Source organism: Saccharothrix sp. S26 (assembly GCF_021390395.1).
GTDB lineage: Bacteria > Actinomycetota > Actinomycetes > Mycobacteriales > Pseudonocardiaceae > Actinosynnema.
The window spans coordinates 1-24,210 of the sequence record NZ_JAJUWT010000033.1 but is presented as its reverse complement, the minus strand read 5'-3'; the positions used below and the strand labels follow the sequence as shown (position 1 = coordinate 24,210).

The 24,210-nt window shown below is 73.1% G+C and carries 21 protein-coding genes; 9 read left to right on the top strand and 12 right to left on the bottom strand.

The features are described from left to right. Window positions 1-24: 24 nt before the first annotated feature. The gene (locus LZG04_RS38555) at window positions 25-894 is read left to right on the top strand and encodes a universal stress protein (RefSeq protein ID WP_233826735.1); all 870 of its coding nucleotides are present in this window, start codon (window positions 25-27) and stop codon (window positions 892-894) included. Between the two features lie 95 nt (window positions 895-989). Continuing rightward, entirely contained in the window at window positions 990-2,216 is a 1,227-nt protein-coding gene (locus LZG04_RS38550) for an MFS transporter (protein ID WP_233826733.1), read from the top strand. A 156-nt stretch (window positions 2,217-2,372) separates the two neighbouring features. Here the strand turns inward: LZG04_RS38550 and LZG04_RS38545 are convergent, their stop codons facing one another. The 3 genes from LZG04_RS38545 to LZG04_RS38535 all read right to left on the bottom strand — a co-directional run bounded on the left by LZG04_RS38545 (window position 2,373) and on the right by LZG04_RS38535 (window position 5,614). Next, a complete protein-coding gene (locus LZG04_RS38545) occupies window positions 2,373-4,028 on the bottom strand; it encodes a hypothetical protein (RefSeq protein WP_233826731.1) in 1,656 nt (551 codons plus the stop codon). 38 nt (window positions 4,029-4,066) lie between these two features. After that, window positions 4,067-5,239, bottom strand: coding sequence for a hypothetical protein (locus tag LZG04_RS38540; RefSeq protein WP_233826729.1), 1,173 nt, complete (start codon window positions 5,237-5,239; stop codon window positions 4,067-4,069). Window positions 5,240-5,314: 75 nt separating this feature from the next. Beyond that, on the bottom strand, window positions 5,315-5,614 hold the full coding sequence (locus tag LZG04_RS38535; RefSeq protein ID WP_233826727.1) for a DUF3040 domain-containing protein: 300 nt from the start codon (window positions 5,612-5,614) through the stop codon (window positions 5,315-5,317). A gap of 160 nt (window positions 5,615-5,774) precedes the next feature. On the opposite strand from LZG04_RS38535, the gene LZG04_RS38530 reads away from it, so the two are divergent. The 3 genes from LZG04_RS38530 (at window position 5,775) to LZG04_RS38520 (ending at window position 8,818) form a co-directional block, all read left to right on the top strand. Then, window positions 5,775-7,085 (top strand): MFS transporter, encoded by a 1,311-nt coding sequence (locus LZG04_RS38530; RefSeq protein WP_374202976.1) that lies wholly within the window; start codon window positions 5,775-5,777, stop codon window positions 7,083-7,085. Window positions 7,086-7,412: 327 nt separating this feature from the next. Then, window positions 7,413-7,742, top strand: coding sequence for a hypothetical protein (locus LZG04_RS38525; RefSeq protein ID WP_233826723.1), 330 nt, complete (start codon window positions 7,413-7,415; stop codon window positions 7,740-7,742). Window positions 7,743-8,074: 332 nt separating this feature from the next. Further along, the gene (locus LZG04_RS38520; RefSeq protein ID WP_233826721.1) at window positions 8,075-8,818 is read left to right on the top strand and encodes a carbonic anhydrase family protein; all 744 of its coding nucleotides are present in this window, start codon (window positions 8,075-8,077) and stop codon (window positions 8,816-8,818) included. 39 nt (window positions 8,819-8,857) lie between these two features. Here the strand turns inward: LZG04_RS38520 and LZG04_RS38515 are convergent, their stop codons facing one another. Further along, complete coding sequence (locus tag LZG04_RS38515) at window positions 8,858-9,127, bottom strand: helix-turn-helix domain-containing protein (protein WP_233826719.1); 270 nt, start codon at window positions 9,125-9,127, stop codon at window positions 8,858-8,860. 87 nt (window positions 9,128-9,214) lie between these two features. Here LZG04_RS38515 and map point away from each other — a divergent pair, with 87 nt between their 5' ends. Further along, the gene (map, locus tag LZG04_RS38510; RefSeq protein ID WP_233826717.1) at window positions 9,215-9,988 is read left to right on the top strand and encodes a type I methionyl aminopeptidase; all 774 of its coding nucleotides are present in this window, start codon (window positions 9,215-9,217) and stop codon (window positions 9,986-9,988) included. A 53-nt stretch (window positions 9,989-10,041) separates the two neighbouring features. Here map and LZG04_RS38505 read toward each other — a convergent pair whose 3' ends face one another. The 5 genes from LZG04_RS38505 to LZG04_RS38485 form a co-directional block, all read right to left on the bottom strand. Further along, window positions 10,042-11,712, bottom strand: coding sequence for an acyltransferase (locus LZG04_RS38505; protein ID WP_233826715.1), 1,671 nt, complete (start codon window positions 11,710-11,712; stop codon window positions 10,042-10,044). A 188-nt stretch (window positions 11,713-11,900) separates the two neighbouring features. Next, window positions 11,901-12,068 (bottom strand): hypothetical protein, encoded by a 168-nt coding sequence (locus LZG04_RS38500; protein WP_233826713.1) that lies wholly within the window; start codon window positions 12,066-12,068, stop codon window positions 11,901-11,903. Continuing rightward, window positions 12,065-13,015, bottom strand: a complete 951-nt coding sequence (locus tag LZG04_RS38495) for an MBL fold metallo-hydrolase (RefSeq protein WP_233826711.1) — start codon at window positions 13,013-13,015, stop codon at window positions 12,065-12,067. Before LZG04_RS38495 ends, LZG04_RS38500 begins: the two co-directional genes overlap by 4 nt. After that, complete coding sequence (locus tag LZG04_RS38490) at window positions 13,012-13,899, bottom strand: alpha/beta hydrolase (RefSeq protein ID WP_233826709.1); 888 nt, start codon at window positions 13,897-13,899, stop codon at window positions 13,012-13,014. The genes LZG04_RS38495 and LZG04_RS38490 overlap by 4 nt, the downstream gene beginning before the upstream one ends. 55 nt (window positions 13,900-13,954) lie before the next feature. Then, window positions 13,955-14,425 (bottom strand): nuclear transport factor 2 family protein, encoded by a 471-nt coding sequence (locus LZG04_RS38485; protein ID WP_233826707.1) that lies wholly within the window; start codon window positions 14,423-14,425, stop codon window positions 13,955-13,957. A gap of 134 nt (window positions 14,426-14,559) precedes the next feature. On the opposite strand from LZG04_RS38485, the gene LZG04_RS38480 reads away from it, so the two are divergent. Further along, window positions 14,560-15,477: a LysR family transcriptional regulator gene (locus LZG04_RS38480; protein WP_233826705.1), complete on the top strand. Its 918-nt coding sequence runs from the start codon at window positions 14,560-14,562 to the stop codon at window positions 15,475-15,477. Window positions 15,478-15,526: 49 nt separating this feature from the next. Here the strand turns inward: LZG04_RS38480 and LZG04_RS38475 are convergent, their stop codons facing one another. Continuing rightward, window positions 15,527-16,705 (bottom strand): ROK family transcriptional regulator, encoded by a 1,179-nt coding sequence (locus tag LZG04_RS38475; RefSeq protein ID WP_233826703.1) that lies wholly within the window; start codon window positions 16,703-16,705, stop codon window positions 15,527-15,529. Between the two features lie 65 nt (window positions 16,706-16,770). Further along, on the bottom strand, window positions 16,771-19,455 hold the full coding sequence (locus LZG04_RS38470) for a hypothetical protein (protein ID WP_233826701.1): 2,685 nt from the start codon (window positions 19,453-19,455) through the stop codon (window positions 16,771-16,773). A gap of 386 nt (window positions 19,456-19,841) precedes the next feature. On the opposite strand from LZG04_RS38470, the gene LZG04_RS38465 reads away from it, so the two are divergent. Continuing rightward, on the top strand, window positions 19,842-20,480 hold the full coding sequence (locus LZG04_RS38465) for a DJ-1/PfpI family protein (protein WP_233826699.1): 639 nt from the start codon (window positions 19,842-19,844) through the stop codon (window positions 20,478-20,480). A 429-nt stretch (window positions 20,481-20,909) separates the two neighbouring features. Further along, complete coding sequence (locus tag LZG04_RS38460; protein WP_233826697.1) at window positions 20,910-23,639, top strand: beta-L-arabinofuranosidase domain-containing protein; 2,730 nt, start codon at window positions 20,910-20,912, stop codon at window positions 23,637-23,639. A 94-nt stretch (window positions 23,640-23,733) separates the two neighbouring features. On the opposite strand, the gene LZG04_RS38455 is transcribed toward LZG04_RS38460, so the two are convergent. Next, a partial coding sequence (locus LZG04_RS38455) for an endo-1,4-beta-xylanase (RefSeq protein WP_233826695.1) occupies window positions 23,734-24,210 on the bottom strand: 477 nt, incomplete at its 5' end.

The following is a 24,210-nucleotide window of genomic DNA, read 5'->3' as shown; positions in this document are numbered from 1 at the left end:
GACGTCGGCTGGAGGGAAGCTGTGATGGGTGGCCCGATCGTGGTCGGAGTGGACGGCTCGGAGTCGGCGCTGACGGCCGTGAGGTGGGCGGCCGAGGAAGCCGCCCGGCACCGCGTGCCGCTGCGGCTCGTGCACGCCTACGAGCTGCCCGGTCGCGGCTACCCGGAGATGCTGGTGTCCGGCCGCGAGGTGCGCGAGGCGTTCGAGGAGCAGGGCCGGGCGTGGCTGGAGACGGCGGCGTCGAGCGTGCGCGACCTCGTGCCCGAGGTGCGGACGTCGGTGGTGGTCGCCCAGCCCGCCGCCGCGATGGTCGACGCCTCGCGCGAGGCCCGGCTGGTCGTGCTCGGCTCCCAGGGGCTGGGCGCGTTCCTCGGCATGCTCGTCGGCTCGGTGGCGGTGTCGGTCGCCGCGCACGGCCGCAGCCCCGTGGTCGTCGTCCGCGGCCCGTACCCGGCCACCGGTCCGGTCGTGCTCGGCGTGGACGGCTCACCGGCCGGGGAGGCGGCGATCGCGCTCGCGTTCGAGGAGGCGTCGGTGCGGGCCGCCGCGCTCGTCGCGCTGATGGCGTGGACGCCGCTGCTCGCGGGCACCCCCTACGCCGACACGATCCGCGTCCAGTGGCAGGACATGGAGGAGCAGCAGCGGCAGCTGCTGGCCCAACGGCTGGCCGGGTGGCAGGAGAAGTACCCGGACGTGGCGGTCGACCGGCGGGTGGTGCGCGAGCGTGCGGCGAAAGCCCTGATCGACGCCTCGCGGGACGCGCAGCTCCTGGTCGTTGGCAGCCGGGGCCGCGGCGGCTTCGCGGGCCTGCTCCTGGGCTCCACCAGCCAGGCGCTGGTCCACCACGCGTCGTGCCCGCTGGCCGTCGTCCGACCGGGTGGTTCGGCGGACTGACCCACCGCGCCCGCCGGCCGGGGTGATCTTGGGGCATGATCGGCACCGCGAGGTGAACGCCTCGGTCCGTACCGGCGACGCGGCGGGGGAGCGGAATGGTCGCAGTGCTCGGCGGTCTGCGGGGTAACCGCGACCTGGCGGTGCTGGTGGGCGGGTCCGGGGTGGCCGCCTTCGGCGCGCAGCTGACGTTGATCGGGTTCACCACCGCGCTGGCCGGCTGGGGCGCGTTCGCCGTGGCCGGACTGTTCGTGGCGGTGGCGTTCGGCGCGGTGCTCGGCGCGCCCGCCGCGGGCTGGGCCGTCGAGCGGTTCCCCAACCGGCTGCTGCTCGCCGTGACGGTGTTCGCGCAGGTGTTGTTGCTGGTCGGGTTGCTGTTCGGGCACGAGCGGCTGCCCGTGCTGTACGGGCTGGTGGCGTTGCTCGGGGTGTGCGGCGGGGTCGTGCGGGCGTGCGCGTCCGCGCTGATCCCCGCGGCCACCGGCACGGCCGACGGTCACGCCGCGTGGTCGTCGGCGCAGAACACGGCGGCCGTGGCGGGCATCGTGCTCGGCGGCGTGCTCGCCGCCGGACCGGGGGTCGAGTGGGCCGTGATGGTGGACGCGGTGTGCGTGTTCGTCCACCTGGCCCTCGTCGTGCTGTGGTTGCGGGTGGACCGCGACCCGGCGCAGGACGACGCCGGCGGCGCGCCGAGCGGCCAGTGGAGCGGCTGGGTGCTGCTGCGCAGCGACCGGCTGCTGCTGGGACGGGTCGCCGCGCAGGCCGTGGCCGGCGTGGCGGTGGCGATCGCGCTGGTCAACGAGGTGTTCCTGGTCCTGGGCCCGATCGGCGGCAACGAGTTCACCTACAGCGCGGTGCTGGCCTGCTGGACCGCGGGCCTGCTGCTCGGCGCGCGTCCGGCCCGCCGATTCACCACCCCGCGTGCGCTGACCGTGGCCTTCGTCGGGGCCGGCTTGGTGCTGGCGCTGGCCTTGGCCGCACCCGCGCAGCTGCCGCACCTCGTGGTGAACGCGCTCGCGTGGCTGGTCGCCGGGGCGTGCGGCTCGGCGCAGAACGCGACGCTGAACGGCCTGGTCCAGGCCAGGACGTCGGACGCGGTCCGGGGCCGGGTGTTCGCCACCGTCGGCGCGATCATGGCCTGCTCGGGCGTGGTCGGCATCCTGGTGGCGGGCGCGGTCGTCGGCGCGGCCGGACCCCGGGTCGCGCTCACCGTCGCCTCCGGTTTCGCGCTGGTCGCCGCCCTGATGGCGGTGCTGGCGGTGCTGCGCCGCGACCACCTGCGCGCGTCGCTGGTGTCACCGGACTTCGACCGCGTGCCGCTCTGACCGACCCGCCACCACCACGACCAGCGTCACGCAGGTATGGCGTCACGCAGCACGGACGGCCGGGTGACGTGCACGGCGGCGACGTCACGCGAACTCCGACCCGATCAGGCCGATCGGCGGGATCTCGGTGGTCACGATGCGCCGAGTCCGGCGGGATCACGACGTTTCGGTCGCCGGGCCCTTCGGGTGGATCTGCACCTCCTTGCCGGTGACGACGTCGATCGCGAAGACCCGCTCGACGCGGGGATTGCCCTGCAACGTCGGGAAGTCGGCCAGCTCGACCGGGCCGTCCTCGGCGCGGTTCGGGCCGACGAGCACGTAGACGTCACCGTTGGCGCTGCGAGCCGGGCTGGCCGTGACGTCATCGGACACCTCCGGCCGCCCGGTCGGCTCGGCGCGCCCGTCCAGGTTCGCCATGAACTCGGCCAGGTCCATCAGGGAGTGCCGCTGACCCTCGGTGTCGATGGTGTCGCCGGCCCAGAAGAACGACCCCTCGCCCTTGGTGGCGAGGATGTCGCGGAGGTTCTCCTGCCAGCGCTCGGCTTCCTCGGCCGGGAGGTCGCGCAGGTCGACGCAGGGCTTGCCGTCCACCGAGGTGATCGGGAGACCGTGCTCGTCGCGTTCGGGCGAGGGGTGGCGGTCGTGGGCCGGTGAGGGCTCGCCGGGCTCGGGCCGGGCGTCGTCCGGGAGCGGCGACTTGCCCGCGTCACCCGAGGGGTCGGTCCCACCGGCCGTGCCGCCGCCGGAGCCGCCCGCGTCGAGGTCGGGCAGCGTCGGCTGCTTGAACAGGTCCTCGGGCACTTCGGGGACGGGCGGCGCGGGCGGCGGCGTCGTGCCGGTGCCGCCGGACGCGCCGGTGCCGCTGGGTGAGGTCAGGTCGGGGATCGTGGGCTGCTTGAAGAGGTCCTTGGGCGCTTCGGGGATGGGAGGCATCGGCGGCGGGGTCGTGGTGGCCGAAGTGCCCGTGCCGCCGGGGTTTCCGTCGCCGGAACCCGTGCCGGTGCTGCCGGACGTGCTGGAGTCGGGGATGGTGGGCTGTTTGAACAGGTCTTTGGGTGCTTCGGGGATCGGGGGCATCGGCGGCGGGGTCGTGCCGCCGGTGGAGCCGTTCGGGACCGGGGGTGGGTCGGGGATCTCCGGGAAGTCCGGCACCGGGGCCGCTTGCGGGGGTGTGGCGGCCGGGGGTGTGGCGGCCGGAGGTGTGGGAGCCGGGGTGCTTTGCGGAGTTGTGGTGGTCGGGGTGTTTTGCCGGGGATCGGGGGTGGGTGGGGGTGTCTGACCGGTCGTGCCTTGGGGTGTGGGCACCGGGTCCGCGGAAGGGGCCTGCGTGGTGTGGTCCGGGATCGGGGCTCCGGAACCGCCGGGAGGCTGTTCGGTGGCGACCGGCGGGGCCTGGGTGGTCGGTGCGCCGCCCGAAGGTGCGCCCTGGGCGGCCGGTGCGCCCGGTGGGCCCTGGGTGATCTCGGCCGGTGCCATCGTGGTGAACTGCTCGCCGTTGGCGCGGTCGGCGTCGAGGTGGGTCTGCGCGGTGGCCTTCAGGCCCTCGCCGACCAGGCCCAACATCGAGGCGGCCTGACCCACCAGGTCGACCGACCTGCCGTTGGAGGCGTTGAACGCTTCGGCGGCGAACGAACCGACGCTGCCGAACGCGTTGCCCGCCAGCGCCTGGCCGGACAGCTTCGACGACACCTCTTCGTAGCCGGTGCGCAGCTCGTCGGCCTGCTGCTGGAGCGAGTCGATCGCGGACCGGTCCATCGTGAAGCCCGGGCCGCCGACCGATGCGGGCGTGGTGGGGGACGAGTTGGTGACCATGGCGTTCTCTCCGCGGAAGGCAGGTGGGGGAAGGGCGCTTACTCGGTGACCCGGCGGACCGCGGTCTCCCGGGTGGCCCGCAGCACCGGCTCGGCGACCTGGTGCTCGACGGCGAACGCCCGCCTGGCCTCCATCGGCTGGAGCGGCTCCGCTTCGTCGGCGACCACCAGTCGCCTGGCCTCCATCGGCCGCATCGCCGTGTGCTCGGCCGCCACCGTCCCGCTCACCATCGGGCGCAGCGCTTCGTGGTCGGGTTCGGCTGCCACCCGGTGGCTCTCCATCGGGCGCAGCAAGGCGTGCTCGGGTTCGGCTGCCACGACGCTGTTCGCCATCGGCCGCATCACCGCGTGCTCGGCGGTCACCGTCGCGCGCGTCATCGGCCGCGAAGCCTCGGTCTCACGCTCGCCCGCCGACGGCCTGGCGACCGTGCGGGCCATCGTGGCGGTCGCCTCGCCGCCCGCGGCGGCCTCGAAGCGGTCCCACCGGCGGCCGATGTCGTCGGCGATCTCGTCCAGCTGCCGCATCCGGTCGACCTGGCGGGTCAGGGCGGCGGTCAGGTCGTCCATCTTGCCCGCGATGGTCGTGCCGAGCTGCGTGGCGCTGTCCACCACCGAGCCCAGGAACATGGCGATCGACGCGCCGAACGTGACCGGGGCGAAGACGTAGGCGTGGATCGCGCCCGGCACCAGCGAGTCGGAGTACTGACCCACGGTGTGGAGCACGGCCTCGCGCAACGCCTGCACCATCGCACCGGTGCTCTCGACCACGACGCCCTTCACGGCCACCGCGTCGGCCACCGCGCTCAGCTCCTCGCCGAGCGCCTCCATGCTGGCCTGGTAGGCGTCCCTGGCGACGCCGGTCCACCCCTCGGGCTTGGCCAACGTCTCCCGCTGCGCCTCGGCCAGCTCGCGCAGCCGTCGCGCGGCGGCCCCGATCGCGTCCGCGGTCGCCCGCACGCTGCCCGGGTCGCCCTCCAGCCGGTCGATCGGCTCGCGCAGGAACGCCACGTAGTCGAGCGCCCAGCCCGCGACACCGCGCAGACTCGCGAACGGGTCGGCGGGCACCTGGCCGCCGGTCGGCCTGCCCACCACGGAGTCGGGCTCGGCCTGCGCCTCCTGTCCGATCGCCTCGATCCGCGGGCCGACCTCGGCCCGGACCGCGGCTTTCCGGAGCGGGGTTCGCGTGGGGGCCACCGCGGCGTCTGGTGCCATTGAGCCGGACCTTCCTCGGAGGACGAGTGACCCGGGCAGTCAAGTGAGCGCCGCCAACGCCGCGCCAACGTTGGGCTAACGATCGAACCGGACGGTCCGCTCCCGCCACGCCCGCACGGCCACCGCGGTCGGGAAGGCGGCGGTGATCGCCGAACCCAGCACGATCAGGACCACCGACGGCAGCGTCACGCCCGCGATCACGGCCAGCAGCCCCACCGCGTAGGTCAGGCACAGCGCCGACGCGAACAGCACCCGCCTCGGGATGCGCGACCACGAGCGGGTGCGGCTGAGTCGGGCGGCGAAGCGGGGGTCGTCGTCGATCAGTTGCCGCTCGATCTGCGCGAGCGCACGTGCTTCGTGGTCCGGCAGTCCCATCCCGCTCACCTCCGCGTCGAGTTGCCCGTGCTGTCACTTCCCAGTGTGACTCGAATGAGACCGGAACGCTATGGAATCGGAGCCGTCGCGCGATCGGCGAGAACCGCCGCGCGGCGCATTGACGGGTCACCGGCCGCGGGACTTGGATCCGATCATGCCGATGGGGTCAACCGCCGCCGGCGACCGCGTGCTCGCGAAGGTCGCCGTCCGGATCCTGCCCTTCCTGGGCCTGCTCTACTTCGTCAACTACCTCGACCGCGTCAACATCGGGTTCGCCGGCCCGAACGGGATGAACGACGAGCTCGGGCTCACCGCGACCGCGTTCGGGTTCGCCTCCGGCATCTTCTTCCTCGGCTACCTGATCCTCGAAGTGCCGAGCAACCTCGCGCTGCACCGGTTCGGCGCGCGCCGCTGGCTGGCGCGCATCATGATCAGCTGGGGCGTGGTGGCCACGGCGATGGCGTTCGTGCCCAACGCGGCCACGCTCGTCGTCCTGCGGTTCCTGCTCGGCGTCGCGGAGGCCGGGTTCTTCCCGGGGATCATCCTCTACTTGACGTACTGGTTCCCGGCCGCGCAGCGCGCGAAGGCGGTCGCGCTGTTCATGACGGCGATCCCGGTCTCCTCGGCCATCGGGGCGACGGTGTCCAGCCTGCTCATCTCGCACGGCGACGGCGTGTTCGGGCTGTCCGGCTGGCGGTTCATGTTCCTGGTCGAGGGGGTGCCCGCGATCCTGCTCGCGTTCGCCACCTGGTTCTACCTGACCGACCGGCCGGAGCAGGCGACCTGGCTGGCCCCCGACGAGCGCCGCTGGCTCACCGAGGAGCTGGAGCGCGAGCGCCGCGCCACCGAGGCCGAGCACCACTGGCCGTTGCGCATGGCGTTGCGGCACCCCCGCGTCCTCGGGCTGGCGTTCGTGTACTTCGCGATCGCCTACGGCCTGTACGCGCTGGGGTTCTTCCTGCCGACGATCATCGCCGGGTTCGGCCGGCAGTTCGGGACCGAGCTGACCGTGCTGGAGGCCGGGCTGGTGACCGCCGTCCCGTACGTCGTCGCGGCGGCGGCCATGGTGTTCTGGGCGCGGCACGGCGACCGCACGGGCGAGCGGAAGTGGCACGTGGCGCTGCCGATGCTGCTCGGCGGCTGCGCCATCCCCGTCGCGCTCTACCTGGGCGACCCCTACGCCGCGATGGCGGCGGTGACGGTGTGCGCGGTCGGCGTGTGCTGCGCGCTGCCGACGTTCTGGGCGCTGCCGTCGAGCTTCCTGACCGGCACGGCCGCGGCGGGCGGCATCGCGTTGATCAACTCCCTGGGCAACACCAGCGGGTTCGCCGCCCCCTACGTCACCGGGTGGCTGCGCGACCTGACCGGCACGCAACGCGCCGGCCTGTGGCTGGTCGGCGGCTGCCTGGTCGCCGGGGCGCTGCTCGCGCTCGCGCTGGGGGCCAAGCCGAAGGAGCGGCACCGGGACTGATCGCGCGCGAACGGCGGACCCTCGGGCCAACAGGAGGTCGCCGGACCCCGGTCGTCGGCTGCACGGCGGCGCACGGGGTCCGATCGCGACTGCCCGACCACCTCAGCGGGGCCCGAGGGCGTGGGATCAAGCCGTTGGACGCCGTGGGATCGCGGTCAACTGGCATCGCGGTGGTGGGACCGGGCTCGGGTGACCGGCCGGACCCGGGCCGTGGACGCCGCGGGACGCGGTGGGAGGCGCGGGCACGCCGTCGCTGTCGCGGGACTCCAGCGCCGTCACCAGCGATCCCGCCGAGATCGGTGGAAACCGCGAGCGGCGGAGTTCGTCGTGCTGCCGCGCCGCGTGCAGGTGCGGTCGGGGTTCACCCCGGCCGAGGTCGCACTGCGGGGCGGTGTCCCGCGCAGCACCGCCCATCAAGATGGACCAGGCACGTGCGGCCTGCCGGAGCCGCAGGTCGAGAAGGTCGTCGTGGTGCGGTGTGAGTCGCAGGGCACGCCGGTGGACGCCGCGCCGCCGGCCGAGCCGGAACCGCGCGATCCCGCCGCGGAGGCGCACCACGTGACCGAGGTGGACGAAGCGCTGCGCGTCCGTGACGTCGTGGTGCCGCTGGTGACCGGGTTGGCGCGGCCCGTGCCGGCATGGCCGCGGTCCTGGTGACGACGGCCGGCACCGCGAGCGTGGTGATCTTCGCCGCCGGCCGGCCCGCCGGGCAGCAGGTGACGCGCTCCGGCCGTGATGGGGCTGGACGAGCGCAACGACCCAGCCCCGCACGCCGCTGAGCTGCCGCCGTTCCGCTGACGGCGTCTCGGTGCGCTCCGGCCGTTTTGCACGATCTGTGATCAATGGCACAGATCGTTATGTCTTCCGTGCCCTGTGTGGGTGATTTGTCGCCCTAACGGCGGTCACTCGAACGGGTGAAAGATGGTGATGTTCCCGCCGGGCGGGTCGTGATCCGGCCCGGGTCCGCTTTTTCCGAAGGGCTTCACCCTGTGGCAAGAAAAGGCATTATCGCCATCGCCGTCCCCGTCGTCCTGAGCGCGTTGTTGACCGCCGGTGCCGCGCCGGCGCAGTCGCAGGTGCCGTTGCAGAGCCCGATCGACATCACGCCGTCGTCGATCCGCATCAACCCGCACCTGCCCCAGCTGGAGATCTCCTACGGCCACCACGCCGCGGGCGACCTGCACTACGTCCGCAAGGACGCCGCCGCGGCCAACGGCTGCACCGTGCGCGACCACGAGGAGACCGAGGAGTTCGAGGTCGAGCCCGGCGCGGGCCACGTCACGCTCTCCGGCGTCCGGTACGACCTCGTGCAGTTCCACTTCCACACCCCGTCGGAGCACCGCTTCGCCGGGCACGCCGACCCGCTGGAGATGCACCTGGTGCACCGCAGCGCGGCGGGCGCGCTCCTGGTGATCGGCGTGCCGCTGCGCGTCGGCGCGGCGTCCACCGTGGACAGCGTGCTGGCCCACCTCGCGCCCGAGTGCGGCGAGGAGGTGCACCTGGAGGACATCGACCTCAACACCCTGCTGCCGGTGAACCGCGCCACGGCCCGCTACACCGGCTCCCTCACCACCGCGCCGTTCACCGAGGGCGTGCAGTGGTTCGTGATGGGCGAGAAGACGGTCACCCAGGCGACCGTGTCCCGCTTCCAGAGCCTGTTCTACGCGGGCAACGCCCGTCCCGTGCAGCCGCTCAACGGCCGCAAGGTCGAGGTCGAGCTGCCGCACCTCTGACCGGTCGGTGGGGCGGGGGACACCCGCCCCACCCGCTCGCTACGAGACGGCTCCCAGCGGCAGGTCGACGCCGCGCCAGGTCTCCGCCAACTCCTGCACGGGCAGGCCGAGCGCCTCGCCCAGGCAGACGATCGTGCCGAAGCCGGGTGACGGCAGCCGGCCGGTCTCGATCTTGCGCAGCGTCTCCGGCGAGATGCCGGCCGCGTGCGCGACCTCCGTCAACTCGCGTCCCGCCCGTGCGCGGCGCAGCAGCGCGCCCAGGCGTCGGCCGGCTTCGATCTGCTCGGGCGTGAGCGGTTGGCGGACCATGTCGCCACGATACGGTTGGGATTACTATACCGGCAAGTGCTAGGGTGACGGTATTACTATACCGACATCCTGGGACGCGAGGTTCTCGTGATCGAACTGAAGACGCCCGCCGAGATCGAGCGCATGCACGTGACCGGGCGGTTCGTGGCCGAGGTGCTGGCCGAGGTCGGCCGGCTCGCCGAGGTGGGCGTCAACCTGCTGGACCTGGAGCACCACGTCCGGGGCATGATCGACCGGCGCGGGGCCGAGTCGTGCTACTGGGACTACGCGCCGTCGTTCGGGCGGGGGCCGTTCCGCAACGTCATCTGCCTGTCGGTCAACGACGCCGTCCTGCACGGCCTGCCCCACGACTACACCCTGCGCGACGGTGACGTGCTCAGCGCGGACTTCGCGGTCGGCATCGACGGCTGGGTCGCCGACTCGGCCCGCACCATCATCGTCGGCACGCCCGCCGAGGAAGACCTGCGGATCATCCGCGCCACCGAGGAAGCGCTGGAGGCGGCGATCGAGGTGGCTCGTCCCGGCAACCGCCTGGGCGACATCTCGGCCGCCATCTGGGCCGTCGCCCGCGACCACGGCTACCCGGTCAACACCGAGTTCGGCGGCCACGGCATCGGCCGCACCATGCACGAGGACCTCCACGTCTCCAACAAGGGGCGGGCCGGTCGCGGCATGACCCTGCGCCCCGGCCTGACGCTGGCACTCGAACCCTGGTTCACCCGCACGACCGACCGGATCGTCTACGACCCCGACGGCTGGACCATCCGCTCGGCCGACGGCTCGCGCACCGCGCACTCCGAGCACACGATCGCCATCACCGACGACGAGCCTCTCGTGCTGACTCGGCGTGAGGGCGACTGACGCGGGTTCGTTGCGTCAGTGGCCGGGCGGTGTGAGCCCGGTGCCTCCTGTGGTCAGGAGGGCGTGATGGCGGGTTCGGGGCGGTGGACGCCGCGGGGGCGGTAGGGCAGCGCTTCGGACAGGCCCAGCAGGTCGGCGAGCAGCCAGATCACCGCCAGCCACATCTCCGTGCCCTGCAAGCCCGGTGCGGTGGTGAGCAGGCCGGTGGTCGTGGGGTGGGGCGCGCGGAAGGCGAAACCGGCCCCGTCGGTCCAGCGGCTCACCGCGTCGGTCAGCAGTCGGCGGGCCAGGGCCGCGACCTCGTCCGCGCGGTGCCCGGTGTGGCGGGTCAGCCACAGCGGGTGGGCGACGTCCAGCACGTGGCAGGCGTCCTGCCGTTCGGGGCGGAAGAAGCGGGCGTCGCGGGCGTGTTCCAGGACCGTGTCGACGACCCGCCGCGGGTGCGGCACGGGCAGGCCGAACTGGGCGAACGTGCCGCGTGACGCGCGGTAGAAGCCGTTGACCACCTGCCGCAGGCCCTCGTCGGACGACGGGCGGCCCCACGTGCCGGTGCGCGGGTCGACCGCGGTGACCAGCCACCCGAAGAGGGCCTCGGTCGCGCCGGGCGAGTTGGGCGTCCCGCGTCGCCGGTTCCAGTGCAGGGCCGTGCCGAGGGCGTCCACCCAGGCACCGGCCGACCAGGCGTTGGTCGCCCACGGCTGCCGCTCCAGGCCCGCGACGACCTCTTCGGCGCTCATGCGGGCCGCCGCGTGGACCGGCTCGGCGAACCCGCTGCCCAGCAGGTCCAGGGCGTAGCCGACGGAAAGGACGTGGTAGGCGGCGTCCGGGTCGGACAGTCCGCCACGGGGAGGTCGTGCCACGCCGTCCTCGCCGAGCCCGCCGACCAGGCCGGTCTCCGGATCCTGCCAGCCGCGCAACCGGTCGACCTGGGCCCGCGCGGGCAACTGGTCGGGTGCGCGGCCGAGGAGCAGGTCTGCGACCTCGATCGCGTCGCACTGGGCGCGGACCGTCGGCGGGGCCTGCGGCTGGTCGGTGAACAGACCGAGGTCGGGGTTCCAGCAGCGCTCCAGCACGCGCTGCGCCTGGGCGTGCGCGGTGTCGGCGAACGCGGTGAGCGCGCCGACGAGGTCGTCCGACCGGAGGGCGGGCACGCGCCACCGCAGCACCTTCGCCGGGTTGCCGCCGACGATCGCGCCGGCCGGCACGTCCTTGGTGACCACCGCGCCGGCGGCGAGGACCGACCGGTCGCCGACCGTCACCCCGTCCAGGACCACGACGTGCGAGCCGACCCAGACGTCGTCACCGATGGTGATGCCGACCGACCGGAGAGGCTGCCGGAACACCTCGGTGTCGGGGTCGTCGACGGTGTGGTTGAACCCGAGGATCGAGGTGTGCGCGCCGATGCGCACGGCGTTGCCCAGTCGGACCTCGCCGCGCACCACCGCGTACGGGTTGATCGTGCAGTCACGCCCGGCGTGCAGCGACCCGCTCAGGTACGCGCCCGCGGCGACGTAGCTGCCGTCACCGAGGTTGAGCACCTCGTTCTGCACGGAGGCGAGCTCGGAGACGAAGCAACGCTCCCCGATCCCGTACCCGCGCCGCTCGACGAGGTCCCGTCGGAGGTCCCGCTGGCGTGCTCTGGCCCGTTCGTCCGCCTCGTCCCAGAACGCCCAGGGCGAGTAGTCGAAGCGGTGGCGCTCGAACGGCCGGTCGTCGGCGGTCATGGCGTTATGGAAAGCGCTTTCCGTTGCCTTTGTCAAGCGCATCGTCCGGCGATGGAGCGGGCGGACCGCATCGCCCCGCGTGCCGTGAGGTCGTGACGAGGGACATGCGCGGCTCCTCGTTCCCGGCGCACCCGGAGAACACGCACGTCGAGCCACGTCCTCATCAGCTACGGCCGGAAGCAACAGAACTACGCGTCGGCGACCTCCAGTACGAGGACGTCCGCGGCGGCGTGATGCCGGGGGAGCGCTTCATCAGGGCGTTGCCGGTTCGCCGGCATCGAGGCCGCGGAACCCGGCGTGACCTTGATCGTGAGCAACGACCACGGCGGCACCGGCTCGTGAACCCGGCGCGTCACGGGCAGGTGGTCGGGTCTTCGGTCGACAGTTCGCCGCCGACGGCTCGGATGTTCGCCGCGACGAGGTCCGGCAGGTCGGCGACCGGTGGGTGGTCGGGGTGCGTGCGCTCCAGCTCCGCGATGATCGACGCTTCCTCGGCGGTGGTGATGGTGGTGGCTTCGGGGGAGTCGGCCGCGACGGCGGGGCCGACCAGGTCGCGGAACCGGTGCAGGTAGCGGCGCTGCTCCGCGATCAGCTCCGTGGCCGGGCCCGGTGCCCCGTGACCGGGGTGCATCGTCGTGGCGGCGGGGAAGCGGCGGGCCAGTTCGTCGAGCACGCGCAGCCAGCCGCAGCTGTGGCCCTCGATCAGGGCCGGGGTGACCTGGCCGGTCGCGAGGTCACCGGAGTACAGGTCGCCGGTGTCGGGGCGGTAGTAGGCCGTGGCCGTGTCGGACTCGCCCCCGACGAACGTGGCCGTCTCGAAGTCCAGGCCGGCCACGTGCAGCGGGGCGTTGTCGTCGAACGTCCGGTCCGGGTGGGTCAGCTCGGCGGGGAAGTTCGCGTTCGCCGAGTGCGCCAGCGGGTAGAAGCCCCGCTCGTCCTCGCGCATGGCCCGGGCGGTCGAGCGGGACGCGTGGATCGGTGCCTGCGGGAACGCCCGGTGGAACGCCCCGGCGCCGCCCACGTGGTCAGGGTGGGAGTGGGTGAGCAGGATGGCGGCCACCGGCTCGCCGGTCTTCCTGATCTCCGCGATGGCCCGCTCGGCGTCAGCCGGCGTGCGCAGGGTGTCGATGACGACCAGGCCCTCCGGCGCGCGGATCCAGTGGGTGTTGACCGATCCCGGGTCGGGTGAGGCGAAGCGGCCCGGCCGCGCGGCGACGTCGTCCGAACAGCCCGCCACCATCGCCAACAGGAAGGCGGTGGCGAGGACGGGCCGCAGCCGCCCGCGCCTGTGTCCGACGATCACGCGAGCGTCCGTCCGAAGTGGGCGGCCGCGGTGTCGGCCGCGAGGGTGACCTGGGGTTCCTGGTCGTAGAAGTCGAACTGGGTGCCTCGGGTCCAGAGGATGTCCCCGGGGCCGGCCAGTCCGGCGTGGAAGCGGCGTGCGCCGTCGGGGATGGCGGCGTCCTCGCTGTGCACCAGGACGGTCGGCTGGGTGATCTTCGGGGCCAGCGAGATCGAGTCGTAGGTCAGCCAACCCTCCCACGCCATGACGGCGAACCGGTTGGGCCACGCGGGGATGCCGCCGCGTTCGGGGTTGAGGTAGAAGTCGATGTCGTACGGCATCGCGGCACGCGGGTCGGTCGTGCCGACCACCGGGACGTAGTCCACGACGCCGGTGTCCGCGTAGCGGGCCCTGGCCGCGCGGGCGGCCTCGATCCGCTCGGCGACCGCGTCCGCGCCGCCGTAGGCCGCCTCGCAGATCTCGGCGTCGTGCAGCCACGGCGCGACCAGCGCCAACGAGCCGACGCGGGGATCCCCAGCGGCGTTGTCCGCCATGTACATCGCGGCCGCGCAGATGCCCAGCGCGCCGATGCGGTCGGGGTCGACGGCGGGGTGGGAGGCCAGGAAGCCCACCGCGTGGTGGATGTCGCGGACCTTGAGCGCCGGGTCTTCCACGTCACGCGGTTCGCCCGTGGACTCGCCGAAACCGGTGAAGTCGAACGACAGGGCGGCGAAGCCCCGATCGGCCAGCCGCTGCGCGTACCGGTCGGACATCAGCTCCTTGACGCTCGTCCACGTGCCGGCCACGACGACCCCCGGAGCACGTGCCCCGGTGTCGGGCCGGTAGAGGGTGCCGGTCAGGGTGGCGTCGCCGCTGGGGAAGGTGACCGTCTGCCGGGTCGTCACGAACGTTCCTCTTTCGGTGATCGGTGATCGGTTCGGACGGCGGGGCAGGGCCGGGTCATCCGGCCGCCTTCGCCATCAGCTCCTTGTTGCCGTCGGCCCACTCCGCCGTCATCACGACGCCGCGGATCCGCCACTCGCCGTCGGTGCGCACCAAGTCGAACCGGTAGACGCCGCCGAGCGTCCACAGTGGCGCGCCGAAGGGGTCCGCCAACCGGTGGGTGGCCTGGAACGACGCCGTGCACGCGGCGGTGTCGCCGTGCAGCGTCACGAGGTGGTTGGCGACCAGGTGTTGCGTGGCGTCGAACCCGCCGAGCACACCGGACCAGCCCGCGACGATTCGCTCCGGCGACAGCACGACGGGTTCGCCGCCGTCGAGGCTCGTGTAGTCCAGCCGCACCTCGTCGGCGAACACGGTCTTCAGCGCCTCCCACTCGCGTCGGTCGGCGTGCCACGCCATGCGCGTGCAGACCTCGACCACGGCTTGGCGCTCCACGAGGTCGAGCAGGCGCGTGTGGTCATCGTTCACTGGGAACTCCTGTGCTTTCTGGGTGAAATCCAATGGCCTGGGGCCACGAAGAGTCTGGATGTCCCGACCGCACAAGGGAAACAACGATGCGTTGTGCCGGGCACAGCGGATCGTTGTGGGGTTAGGGTGTGGTCGTGAGCGACATCGATCTCCGACACCTGCGGTCGTTCCTGGCGGTGGCGCGCGAGCGGTCCATCACCGCCGCCGGGACGGCGCTGCACCTGACGCAGCAGGCGGTGTCGACGCACGTGCGGCAGCTGGAACGCGCGCTGGACGTGGCCCTGCTCGTGCGCACGTCGCGCGGTGTGCTGCTCACCGCGGCGGGGGAGGAGCTCGCCGCCGGGGCCGCGACGGTCGTCGACGACGTGGCACGCCTGGTGGCACGGGTCCGCGCCGCGGCCGACGCCGAGGCGGGCACGCTGCGGGTGGCCTGCTGTCCCGCCGCCACGTCGCTGTTCGCCGTCGACGTGGCGGACGTCCTGGAACGGGCGGTGCCCGGGCTGCGGGTCCGGCTGATCGGCGCGCAGGACCCCAAGCACGAGCTGGCACTGCTCACCGACGGGCACGCGGACGCGGCCTTCATGTGGCTGCCGGTCGGGGACGTCGGGCTGCACCACGCGGTCGTGCGCAGCGATCCCCGGTCCGCGGTGCTGTCCACCCGCCACCCCCTGGCCGACCGCCCGGAGCTGACCCTGGCGGACGTGGCGCACGAGCCCGTCGTGCGGCCCGACGTCCTCACGTCGGCGGAGGCCGAGCGGTTCTGGCTGGTGGACCCCAGGCCCGACGGCCGCCCCGCGCCGCTGGGCCCGGTCGTGCCCCTGGTGGCGGACTGCCTGTTCGAGGTGGGCCGAGGCCGCGGCATCTGGCTCGCACCGCGACCGCTGGAGGTGTTGCTGCCCGCCGCCACGGTGCGGTGGATCCCGGTCGTCGACGCGGAGCGCTTCGACCTGGCCGTGGTGTGGACCGACCGCGCACCCCAGGCCGCGATCACGCGCCTGATCGCGGAAGTCCGGACGATCACCGGCTACGACCAGGAGCTGCACCCGGTGTGACGCCGGCGAACCGGGTCGGGGGTTCGGCGCGGTGACGCCGGCCGGCGGCTCAGGCCAGGTGGCGGTCCACCACGGCGGGGGAGAGCACGTGCTCGACCACCATCGCCGCCGCGCCCAGCACGCCCGCGTCGTCGCCCGCCTGGGACGGCACGATGCGCAGGTTCCCGGTGGCCAGCGGCAGGGAGCGGCGGTAGATCGCTTCCCGCACGCCGGCCAGCAGCATCTCCCCGGCGAGCGCGACCGTTCCGCCGACGACGATCAGCGACGGGTTGAACATGCTCACGCACGCGGCGAGGACTTCGCCGATGGTGCGGCCCGCCTGCCGCACGACCTGGCCCGCTTCGAGGTTGCCCGCCCGGACCAGCGCGACGACGTCCGCGCTCGTGTGCGCCTCGATGCCCAGGTCGCGCAGGGACCCGGCGATCGCGGGCCCGCCGGCGACCGCTTCGAGGCAACCGGTGTTGCCGCAGCGGCACGGCACGTCGCCCGCGTTGGGCGCGAGGATGTGGCCGAGGTCGCCGGCCGCGCCGACCGCGCCGCGGTGCAGCATGCCGTTGCTGATGAAGCCGGACCCGATGCCGGTGGCGACCTTGACCACGATCAGGTGCCGGGCGTCGGGGAAGCACTTCGTGTGCTCGCCCAGCGCCATCAGGTTCACCTCGTTGTCCACCAGGACCGGCACGCCGAACTCCGCGCTCACGCGGGCGGGCACGTCGTAGCCGTCCCAGCCCGGCATGATCGGCGGGTTGTTCGGTCGGCCGGTGGAGTGCTCGACCGGGCCGGGCAGCCCGATGCCGACCCCGGCCGGGCGCACCGGGCCGAGGTCGGCGTCGGCCAGCAACGACCGCCAGGCCGCGACCAGCGCGCCCAGCACGACGTCCGGCCCGTCGGCGATGTCCTGGTCGAGGTGCCGCGTGACCAGCGGCGTGCCGGTCAGGTCGGTCACCGCGACCGTGGCGTGGGTCGCGCCGACCTCGGCGGCCAGCACGACCCTGGCCCTGGCGTTGAACACGAACCGGCCGGCCGGTCGCCCGCCGGTCGACGCCTCGTTCCCGCCGTCGCTCACCAGGCCCGCGTCGAGCAGCGCGGCCAGCCGGGCTCGCACCGTCGAGCGCGCCAGGCCCGTCACCGCGGCGAGCTCGTTGCGCGTGCGGGGCACGCCGTCGCGCAGCAGCCGCAGGAGGTCCCCGGCCGAGGCGGACCCCGTGAGCGGTGCGTCAGCGTTCACCGGTCAATTGAACCAGAGGTCAGGACTTCGGGCCGGTGCCCGCCGAAAGCCCGACGAGGACCGCGTCACCGCCCGGCGGGCGTCCCGTCGGTCACCGAGCCGGTGATCGGGACGCTCGGCGCACCCGTCACCCGCGGGGCGAGGTCGAAGCGGACGAGCTCGACCGGCTCGACCTCCGCGTCGGCCGCCGTGAGCACGAACACGTCCTTGCCGACCTCCCCGCGCTGGAAGTAGGCGATCACCAGCACCCCGGTGCTCGACAACGGCCGCGACGGCAGCGGCTCCTCCTGCGACACGCGCTGGCGGAACCACACCTCGTCGACGTCGGTGGTGGACAGTTCGGCCCCGTCCGGCGCGACGGCCCGACCCGCGACGGTCAGGTTGGAGTCGGTCGCGTCGGACAGCGTCACCCGCCAGAGCAGCGTGCCGCCCTCGGTGACCGCGTCGGTGACCGGGGTGGCGGTGATGGTCGGCAACGGGTCGTCGTTCGGCACGGTGAGCCGGTCCGAGTAGTGGCCGACGACCGCACCTCGCACGGCCTTGACCAGCACCACGCGCCGCAGGTCGAGGCTCCAGCGGGTGTTGCCCGCGATCTCCACCGGCACCTCGAGCTCGTGCTGCCCCGGCTCGACCGCCACCACCCGTTCGCGGTACGTGCGGCCGTCCTCCTGCTGGACGAACACCCGCACCGCACCTTCACCCGCACCGGTGACCGAGACCGGGAACCGGACGGTCCGCGTGCCCGAGTCGCCTTCCTCGACGGTCAGCGCGCCCACGTCCACCCGCGGCAGGGCCACCGGCCGGGGCTCCGGCAGGCCGGGCGACCAGCCGTGGGCGTCGACGAGCCACGCCCGGCCGACAGCGCCGTGCGGGACCAGCTCCAGCTCGGCGACGCGACGCAGGTCGAGCCCGCGCGGCGGCAGCGGCACGCGCACCTCCTGCGCCCAGTCCGCGGACAGCCGCTCGGTGGCGGGCAGCCCGTCGAGCGAGACCGTCCCCAGCACCGCGCGCCGCCCGGCCGCGTCGGTCACGGCCACGTCGAAGCGGGTCGCCGTGCTGTTCGGCGGCACGGCGACCCGCAGCGCCAACTGCCGCGCACCCGCCAACGACACCGGCGCGCCGGGGCGCACGGTCGCGGTCTGCCCGTCGGCGGTCCACCGCAGCGCCACGGCGAACCGCCCGGACTCCGGCACGACCCGGTTGAACCGGGTGAAGTGCGGTGACGGGCGGGCGGCCGGATCGGCGCACGCGACCTCCGGGTCGGCCGAGACCTGCGCGCACACCCGCGCCGACCCGCTCGCCGACGTCGTCCCATCGGGCACGACGAACCCCGAACGCGCACCGCCGACCGCGTGGGCGAGCACGCGTGCCGGGTCGGCCGAGGGCGCGCGGACCCCCGACCCGTCGAGCAGCGGCAGCACCCGCCGGTCACCCGCGACGAACAACCGGGCCGCCGCGGCGATGTAGGTCGCGCCCGCGGTCTGCTGCTGCGCGGCCGTGAGCCGGGTGGCGGTCCCGGGAGAGCACACCGCGTCGACCCACGTGTCGCGGAAGTCGTCGGAGGCCGGGGCCTCGGCCTGGCCGGGCGTCCACTCGGTGTTGAAGAAGTTGTGGTTGGCCCCGACGAAGTACAGCGCGCTGTGCAGCGCGGTTCCGCCGCTCACGCCACGGGTCGCGTCCACGAACAGCTGGCCCTGCAAGTCGGACACGTCACCGTCGCAGCCGGGCAGGATCGTCACCGACGGCACGTCCGGCGCGGGGTTGTGCCCGAACATGGTCGGGCCGATGAGCACCTGTCCCCGGACGGTCCACCGCGCCGGGCCGTCGTGGTCCGGGGGCGAGAGGCTGTCGAGCGCGGCCCGGTTGACGCCCTCGCCGCCGCGCGAGTGCCCGACCAGCACCACGTTGCCGAGGTCGGCGACGGGCGCGGCGCGGACCGCCTCCGGCGCCCGACCGCGACCGGGGCCCGCCCAGTCCGCCCACTTCGCCAGGTGGGCGCGCACCAGCGCGGACCGCGCGCCCGCGCCCGACTCGAAGTCCAGCGCGTCGTGGGCGTTGACCGCGTTGGCCGACACCGACACCGTCACGTAGCCCTGCGAGGCGAGCAACCGCTGCGCCTGGAGGTAGCCGCGGTGGCTCGGCACCGGCTTCGCGGGCGCGGGGCACGGCCACTCCAGCAGCATCTGGGTCCCGTGGTAGCAGGTGATGTGCCTGCCGTGCAGGAAGAGCGCCAGCGGCCGCCTGCCCGGCGCACCGGTCGGCGCGACCACCACGGCCTTCATCTCCAGCGGCGCGGGGTAGCCCGGCACGGTGATCGGGTCGACCTCGTACTCCCCGGTGCGGGTGGCGAACGGACCGGGCACGCCGGGGTCGACGTCACCGGCGGGCCGCGCCGCGGGCGGCGTCGCGGTGGTCGAGGTCGACGGCGGCACGGGCTCCTCGACGTCCACCCGCCGGCCCGACGCCCGCACCTGGAGCCCGTCGACGTCGGCCACGTCGACCGCGTCGAGGGTGTAGGTGCGCAGGTCCCGGGACGGGCGCGGCACGCCCAGCAACCGGTCGTCGTCCCAGAACTCGATCTCCGCGCCACCCGGTGGGATCGGGGCGGGAGCCGTCCACGCCAGCCCGCCGGCGGTGAGCGTCCACCCGGGCGGCGGGACCTGGTGTGCTTGACCGGCTCGTGCGGCCGTGACCGGGACCGCGAGGGCCACCGCCAACAACGCGGGAAATAAGACCGTGATCGGGCGCATGTGCGATCCCCTCCCAGAATCGACCACCGGTCGACCGACAGGTCTTTCCTACCGGTCGCGGGGCGCGAATACCGGACCCGTTCGGCGGCGGAGGCGTTGCGCCACCGCCCTCGCCGCGTCTTGCGCTGATCCGAACGGGCTGTCCCGGTGCGCTTTTCGGGCCACCGCGGATCGGCCGGACGCGGTGGGCGACCATGGCGGAGCTAAATAACCGGCGATATTTTTTAGCGTGCCGGATCGGCCGAATGGGGACCGCGCGGCCGATCGGTGACGGGTTCTTGTGAATGCGAACTCCGCCGTGCCAGGCTGGATCGGCATTACCGCATCCACGCGAATCCACGTGCCCCCGACCGCGCGCACCGCAGCGGTGGGGAAGGGGAGTGACCATGGCGCGAGTGCTCGTCCTGACCGCCGACGCCGCCGAGGAACTCGACTCGATGTACCCCGTCTTCCGCTTGCGCGAGGGCGGTCACGAGGCGATCGTGACCGCGCCGACGACCCGCGCGGTGAAGCTCGTGGTGCACGACTTCGAGCCCGGCTGGGACGCCTACACCGAGAAACCGGGCCACCTGCTGCCCGTGGACCTGGCGTTCGCGGACGTGGACCCCGCGGACTACGACGCCTTGGTGATCCCGGGCGGCCGGGCACCGGAGTACATCCGCACCGACCCGGACGTGGCCCGCATCGTCGGCCACTTCTTCGACCGCGACCTGCCGGTCGGCACGATCTGCCACGGCCCGCAGGTGCCCGCCGCCCTGGGCCTGCTGCGCGGCCGCACCACGGCCGGCTACCCGCCGCTGAAGTTCGACCTGGAGCAGGCCGGCGCCACGTTCGTCGACGAGCCCGACGCCGTGGACGGCGCGATGGTGTCCTGCCGGGGCTGGCCGGGCCATGCGCGCTTTCCGAGGTCTTCGACCTCGGCACCGCGTTGCGCCGCCGACCTGCCCGGTCCCGCCGAGGCTCGATGTTCACGCTCACACAGAGAGGCGTCCCAGTGGTCCAATAGTGGATCAGGCGAGCGGTAGGCGGCGGGATTCCATCGATGTAACAGCAGGTCCGGACCCTGAAGGGCGGCCGAGGTCCGTGCCGGCGGCTAAAGTGAGCGTGAACATTTTAGCTCCCGCTCGCCGTTGACGGCCCGTTTCCGCGGTGGCTACTGTGCTGGCAGTCGGGTCGCCAGGCCCGAGTCGGTCACGCGTCCGCCGGCACGACCGCCCGTCAACGACGACGAGGGGACCTCGATGCGACGAACACGGCAGCCCGCGGCGAGCGCGCCGCTCGGCGCCTGAGCGCGAATCACACCCTCCACAAAGGACTCCAGGTCCGGCGCGACCACCGCGGACCCGTGAGCCCGGTCTTCCCCCTTGCCACCGCCAGGTCCGCCCACCCGCCTCGCCGTCCGCCGACGGCGCCACGAGGCGCCCCCGACCGCACCCAACCCACAGGAGAGCTCAATGTCGTCACCCTTGAGCCGCCGAACGCTGCTGCAAGCCGTCGGTGTCGCGGCCGTCGCGACGACCGTGCCCGGCCTGACCTCGGGGTCCGCCGCCGCGGCGACGGTGCCGCCCGCCCGCGCCGACCTCGGTGTGTCCGCCTACCCGTTCGACCTCGGCGAGGTGCGCCTGAGCCCCGGCCGCTGGATGGACAACCAGACCCGGACCCTGTCGTACCTGAAGTTCGTCGACGTCGACCGGCTGCTCTACAACTTCCGCGCCAACCACCGCCTGTCGACGCAGGGCGCGGCGGCGCTCGGTGGGTGGGAAGCGCCCAACTTCCCGTTCCGCACGCACAGCCAGGGGCACTTCCTGAGCGCGTGGGCGCAGGCGTGGGCCGTGCTGGGCGACACCACGTGCCGCGACCGGGCCAACTACATGGTGGCGGAGCTGGCCAAGTGCCAGGCCAACAACGCGGCGGCCGGGTTCAACACCGGCTACCTGTCGGGCTTCCCCGAGTCGGACTTCGACGCGATGGAGGCGGGCTCGCCCAAGTCGGTGTCGTACTACTCGCTGCACAAGACGTTGGCGGGCCTGCTCGACGTTTGGCGGCACGTCGGCAATACGCAGGCGCGTGACGTGCTGCTGCGGTTCGCCGGGTGGGTGGACTGGCGCACGGCCCGGTTGTCCTACAGCCAGATGCAGCGGGTGCTGGGCACGGAGTTCGGCGGGATGAACGCCGTGCTCACCGACCTGTACCAGCAGACGGGCGACAGCCGGTGGCTGACCGCGGCGCAGCGGTTCGACCACGCCGCCGTGTTCGACCCGCTGGCCGCCAACCAGGACCGGCTCAACGGGCTGCACGCCAACACGCAGGTGCCGAAGTGGATCGGCGCGGCCCGCGAGTACAAGGCCACCGGGACGACCCGCTACCGCGACATCGCGTCCAACGCCTGGAACATCACCGTCGGCGCGCACACCTACGTGATCGGCGGCAACAGCCAGGCCGAGCACTTCCGCGCGCCCAACGCCATCGCCGCGTACCTCAACACCGACACGGCCGAGGCGTGCAACACCTACAACATGCTCAAGCTGACGCGCGAGCTGTGGCTGCTCGACCCCAACCGCGCCTCCTACTTCGACTTCTACGAGCGCGCCCTGCTCAACCACCTCCTGGGCCAGCAGAACACCGCCGACCCGCACGGCCACATCTGCTACTTCACCGGCCTCAACCCCGGCCACCGGCGCGGCAACACCGGCCCCGCCTGGGGCGGCGGCAACTGGAGCACCGACTACACGACCTTCTGGTGCTGCCAGGGCACCGCGCTGGAGGTCAACACGTCGCTGGCGAACTCCATCTACTTCCACAACGGCACCACGTTGACGGTGAACCTGTACACGCCGTCGGTGCTGACGTGGGCGCAGCGGGGGATCACCGTCACGCAGACCACGACGTACCCGGCCTCCGACACCACCACGCTGACCGTGACCGGCAACGCGAGCGGGTCGTGGACGATGCGCCTGCGGATCCCGGCGTGGACCACGGGCGCGACGGTCAGCGTCAACGGCGTGGCGCAGGACATCGCCACCACGCCCGGCACGTACGCCGCGCTCACCCGGTCGTGGGCCTCCGGCGACACGGTGACCGTCCGCCTGCCGATGCGGGTCGTGCTGCAACCGGCCAACGACAACCCGGCCGTCGCCGCGGTGACCTTCGGGCCGGTCGTGCTGTCGGGCAACTACGGCAACACCGCGCTGTCCAGGCTGCCGGTGCTCGACCCGACCTCGATCACCCGCACCTCGGGCCTCGCGTTCACCGCGCGCGCCGACGGTGCGACGGTCAACCTCGGCCCGTTCTACGACGCCCACGGCTTCAACTACACCGTCTACTGGAGCACCACCGGCGGCGGTGGCGGTTCCACCGGCGGCTACCGGCTGGTCAACGCGGCCAGCGGGCTCGTGCTGGGCGTGCAGGACATGTCGACCGCGGACGGCGGCCAGGCCGTGCAGTGGAACGACACCGGCACCGCCGACCACAACTGGGAGCTGCTCGTCGACGGCAGCGCGGTGCGCCTGCGCAACCTCAACAGCGGCAAGGTGCTGGGCGTGCAGGACATGTCCACCGCGGACAACGCCCGCGTCGTGCAGTGGAGCAACACCGGCACCGCCGACCACAAGTGGACCGTGCTGGACAACGGCGACGGCACCCACAAGCTGCGCAACGGCAACAGCGGCAAGCTGCTGGCCATCCTCGACGGCTCCACCGCGGCGGGCGCACAGGCCGTGCAGGACCAGGACAACGGCACCGCCGACAACCGCTGGCGGTTCGTGCCCACGGGGGCGCGCCGCATCCAGAACCTCGCCAGCGGCCTGGTCCTGGGCGTGCAGAACATGTCGACCGCGGACGGCGGCCTGGTCGTGCAGTGGGACGACAACGGCACCGCGGACCACCTGTGGACCGCCGTGCTCGACCCCGACGGGTACTTCCGGCTGCGCAACTCCAACAGCAACAAGGTCCTCGGCGTCGAGAACGCGGCCAACGCCAACGGGGCCAGGGTGCTCCAGTGGGCCGACAACGGCACCACCGACCACAAGTGGCGGCTGCGCTACGGCGGCAACGGCTACTTCCGCATCCAGTGCGGCAACGGCGGGCGCGTGCTCGGCGTCAACGGCGCCTCCACCGCCCGCGGCGCGCAGATCGTGATCTGGGACGACAACGGCACCAACGACCACCTCTGGCGCTTCGTCTGACCCGACAGCACGACGACCCCGCCCCGGGCATGTGGGGCGGGGTCGTCGCAGGCGCGGGGAAGGCCCGGTGGCCTCAGGCCTTCCCCGCGCCGGTTCAGCCGACCCGGCAGGAGACGCTGGGCCAGGACCAGTTGCCGCCGTGCTGGATGGTGAAGCCGAACGTGTTGCCGTTGCCGTTGGGCCGCGCGGTCATCACGTTGGCGCTCTCCCACGTGGCGCTGGTGTTCCAGGTGGCGATGATCCGCTGCGGGTACGACACGGTGACCGTGACGACCCAGTTGTTCGTGCCCGAGACGGTCACCTGGCCGTTGAAGCGGTCACTCCACTTCTGGCCCTCGGAGTAGGTCGCGGTGCAGCTGCCACCGGGGTTCTGCGGGGTGGTGGTGGTCGGACCGGTCGGGTCGCTGGTGGTCGGGTTCGACGTGCCCGTACCGCTGTTCAGGACGTTGAGGACCGAGGTGTAGGCGGCCTTCTTGTTGCCGGAGCCGTCGAAGAGCAGGGGGGTGCCGGAGGCGCGCCAGGAGTCGCTGTCGCGGATGCCCCAGACGGTGATGCCGGTGCAGCGGGTGAC

Bases quoted from the DNA above. Each gene is read 5' to 3' on its own strand.
- LZG04_RS38555 (WP_233826735.1), top strand. From the start codon at position 25: ATGGGTGGCCCGATCGTGGTCGGAGTGGACGGCTCGGAGTCGGCGCTG.
- LZG04_RS38550 (WP_233826733.1), top strand. From the start codon at position 990: ATGGTCGCAGTGCTCGGCGGTCTGCGGGGTAACCGCGACCTGGCGGTG.
- LZG04_RS38545 (WP_233826731.1), bottom strand. From the start codon at position 4,028: ATGGTCACCAACTCGTCCCCCACCACGCCCGCATCGGTCGGCGGCCCG.
- LZG04_RS38540 (WP_233826729.1), bottom strand. From the start codon at position 5,239: ATGGCACCAGACGCCGCGGTGGCCCCCACGCGAACCCCGCTCCGGAAA.
- LZG04_RS38535 (WP_233826727.1), bottom strand. From the start codon at position 5,614: ATGGGACTGCCGGACCACGAAGCACGTGCGCTCGCGCAGATCGAGCGG.
- LZG04_RS38530 (WP_374202976.1), top strand. From the start codon at position 5,775: ATGGGGTCAACCGCCGCCGGCGACCGCGTGCTCGCGAAGGTCGCCGTC.
- LZG04_RS38515 (WP_233826719.1), bottom strand. From the start codon at position 9,127: ATGGTCCGCCAACCGCTCACGCCCGAGCAGATCGAAGCCGGCCGACGC.
- LZG04_RS38505 (WP_233826715.1), bottom strand. From the start codon at position 11,712: ATGACCGCCGACGACCGGCCGTTCGAGCGCCACCGCTTCGACTACTCG.
- LZG04_RS38470 (WP_233826701.1), bottom strand. From the start codon at position 19,455: ATGCGCCCGATCACGGTCTTATTTCCCGCGTTGTTGGCGGTGGCCCTC.
- LZG04_RS38465 (WP_233826699.1), top strand. From the start codon at position 19,842: ATGGCGCGAGTGCTCGTCCTGACCGCCGACGCCGCCGAGGAACTCGAC.
- LZG04_RS38460 (WP_233826697.1), top strand. From the start codon at position 20,910: ATGTCGTCACCCTTGAGCCGCCGAACGCTGCTGCAAGCCGTCGGTGTC.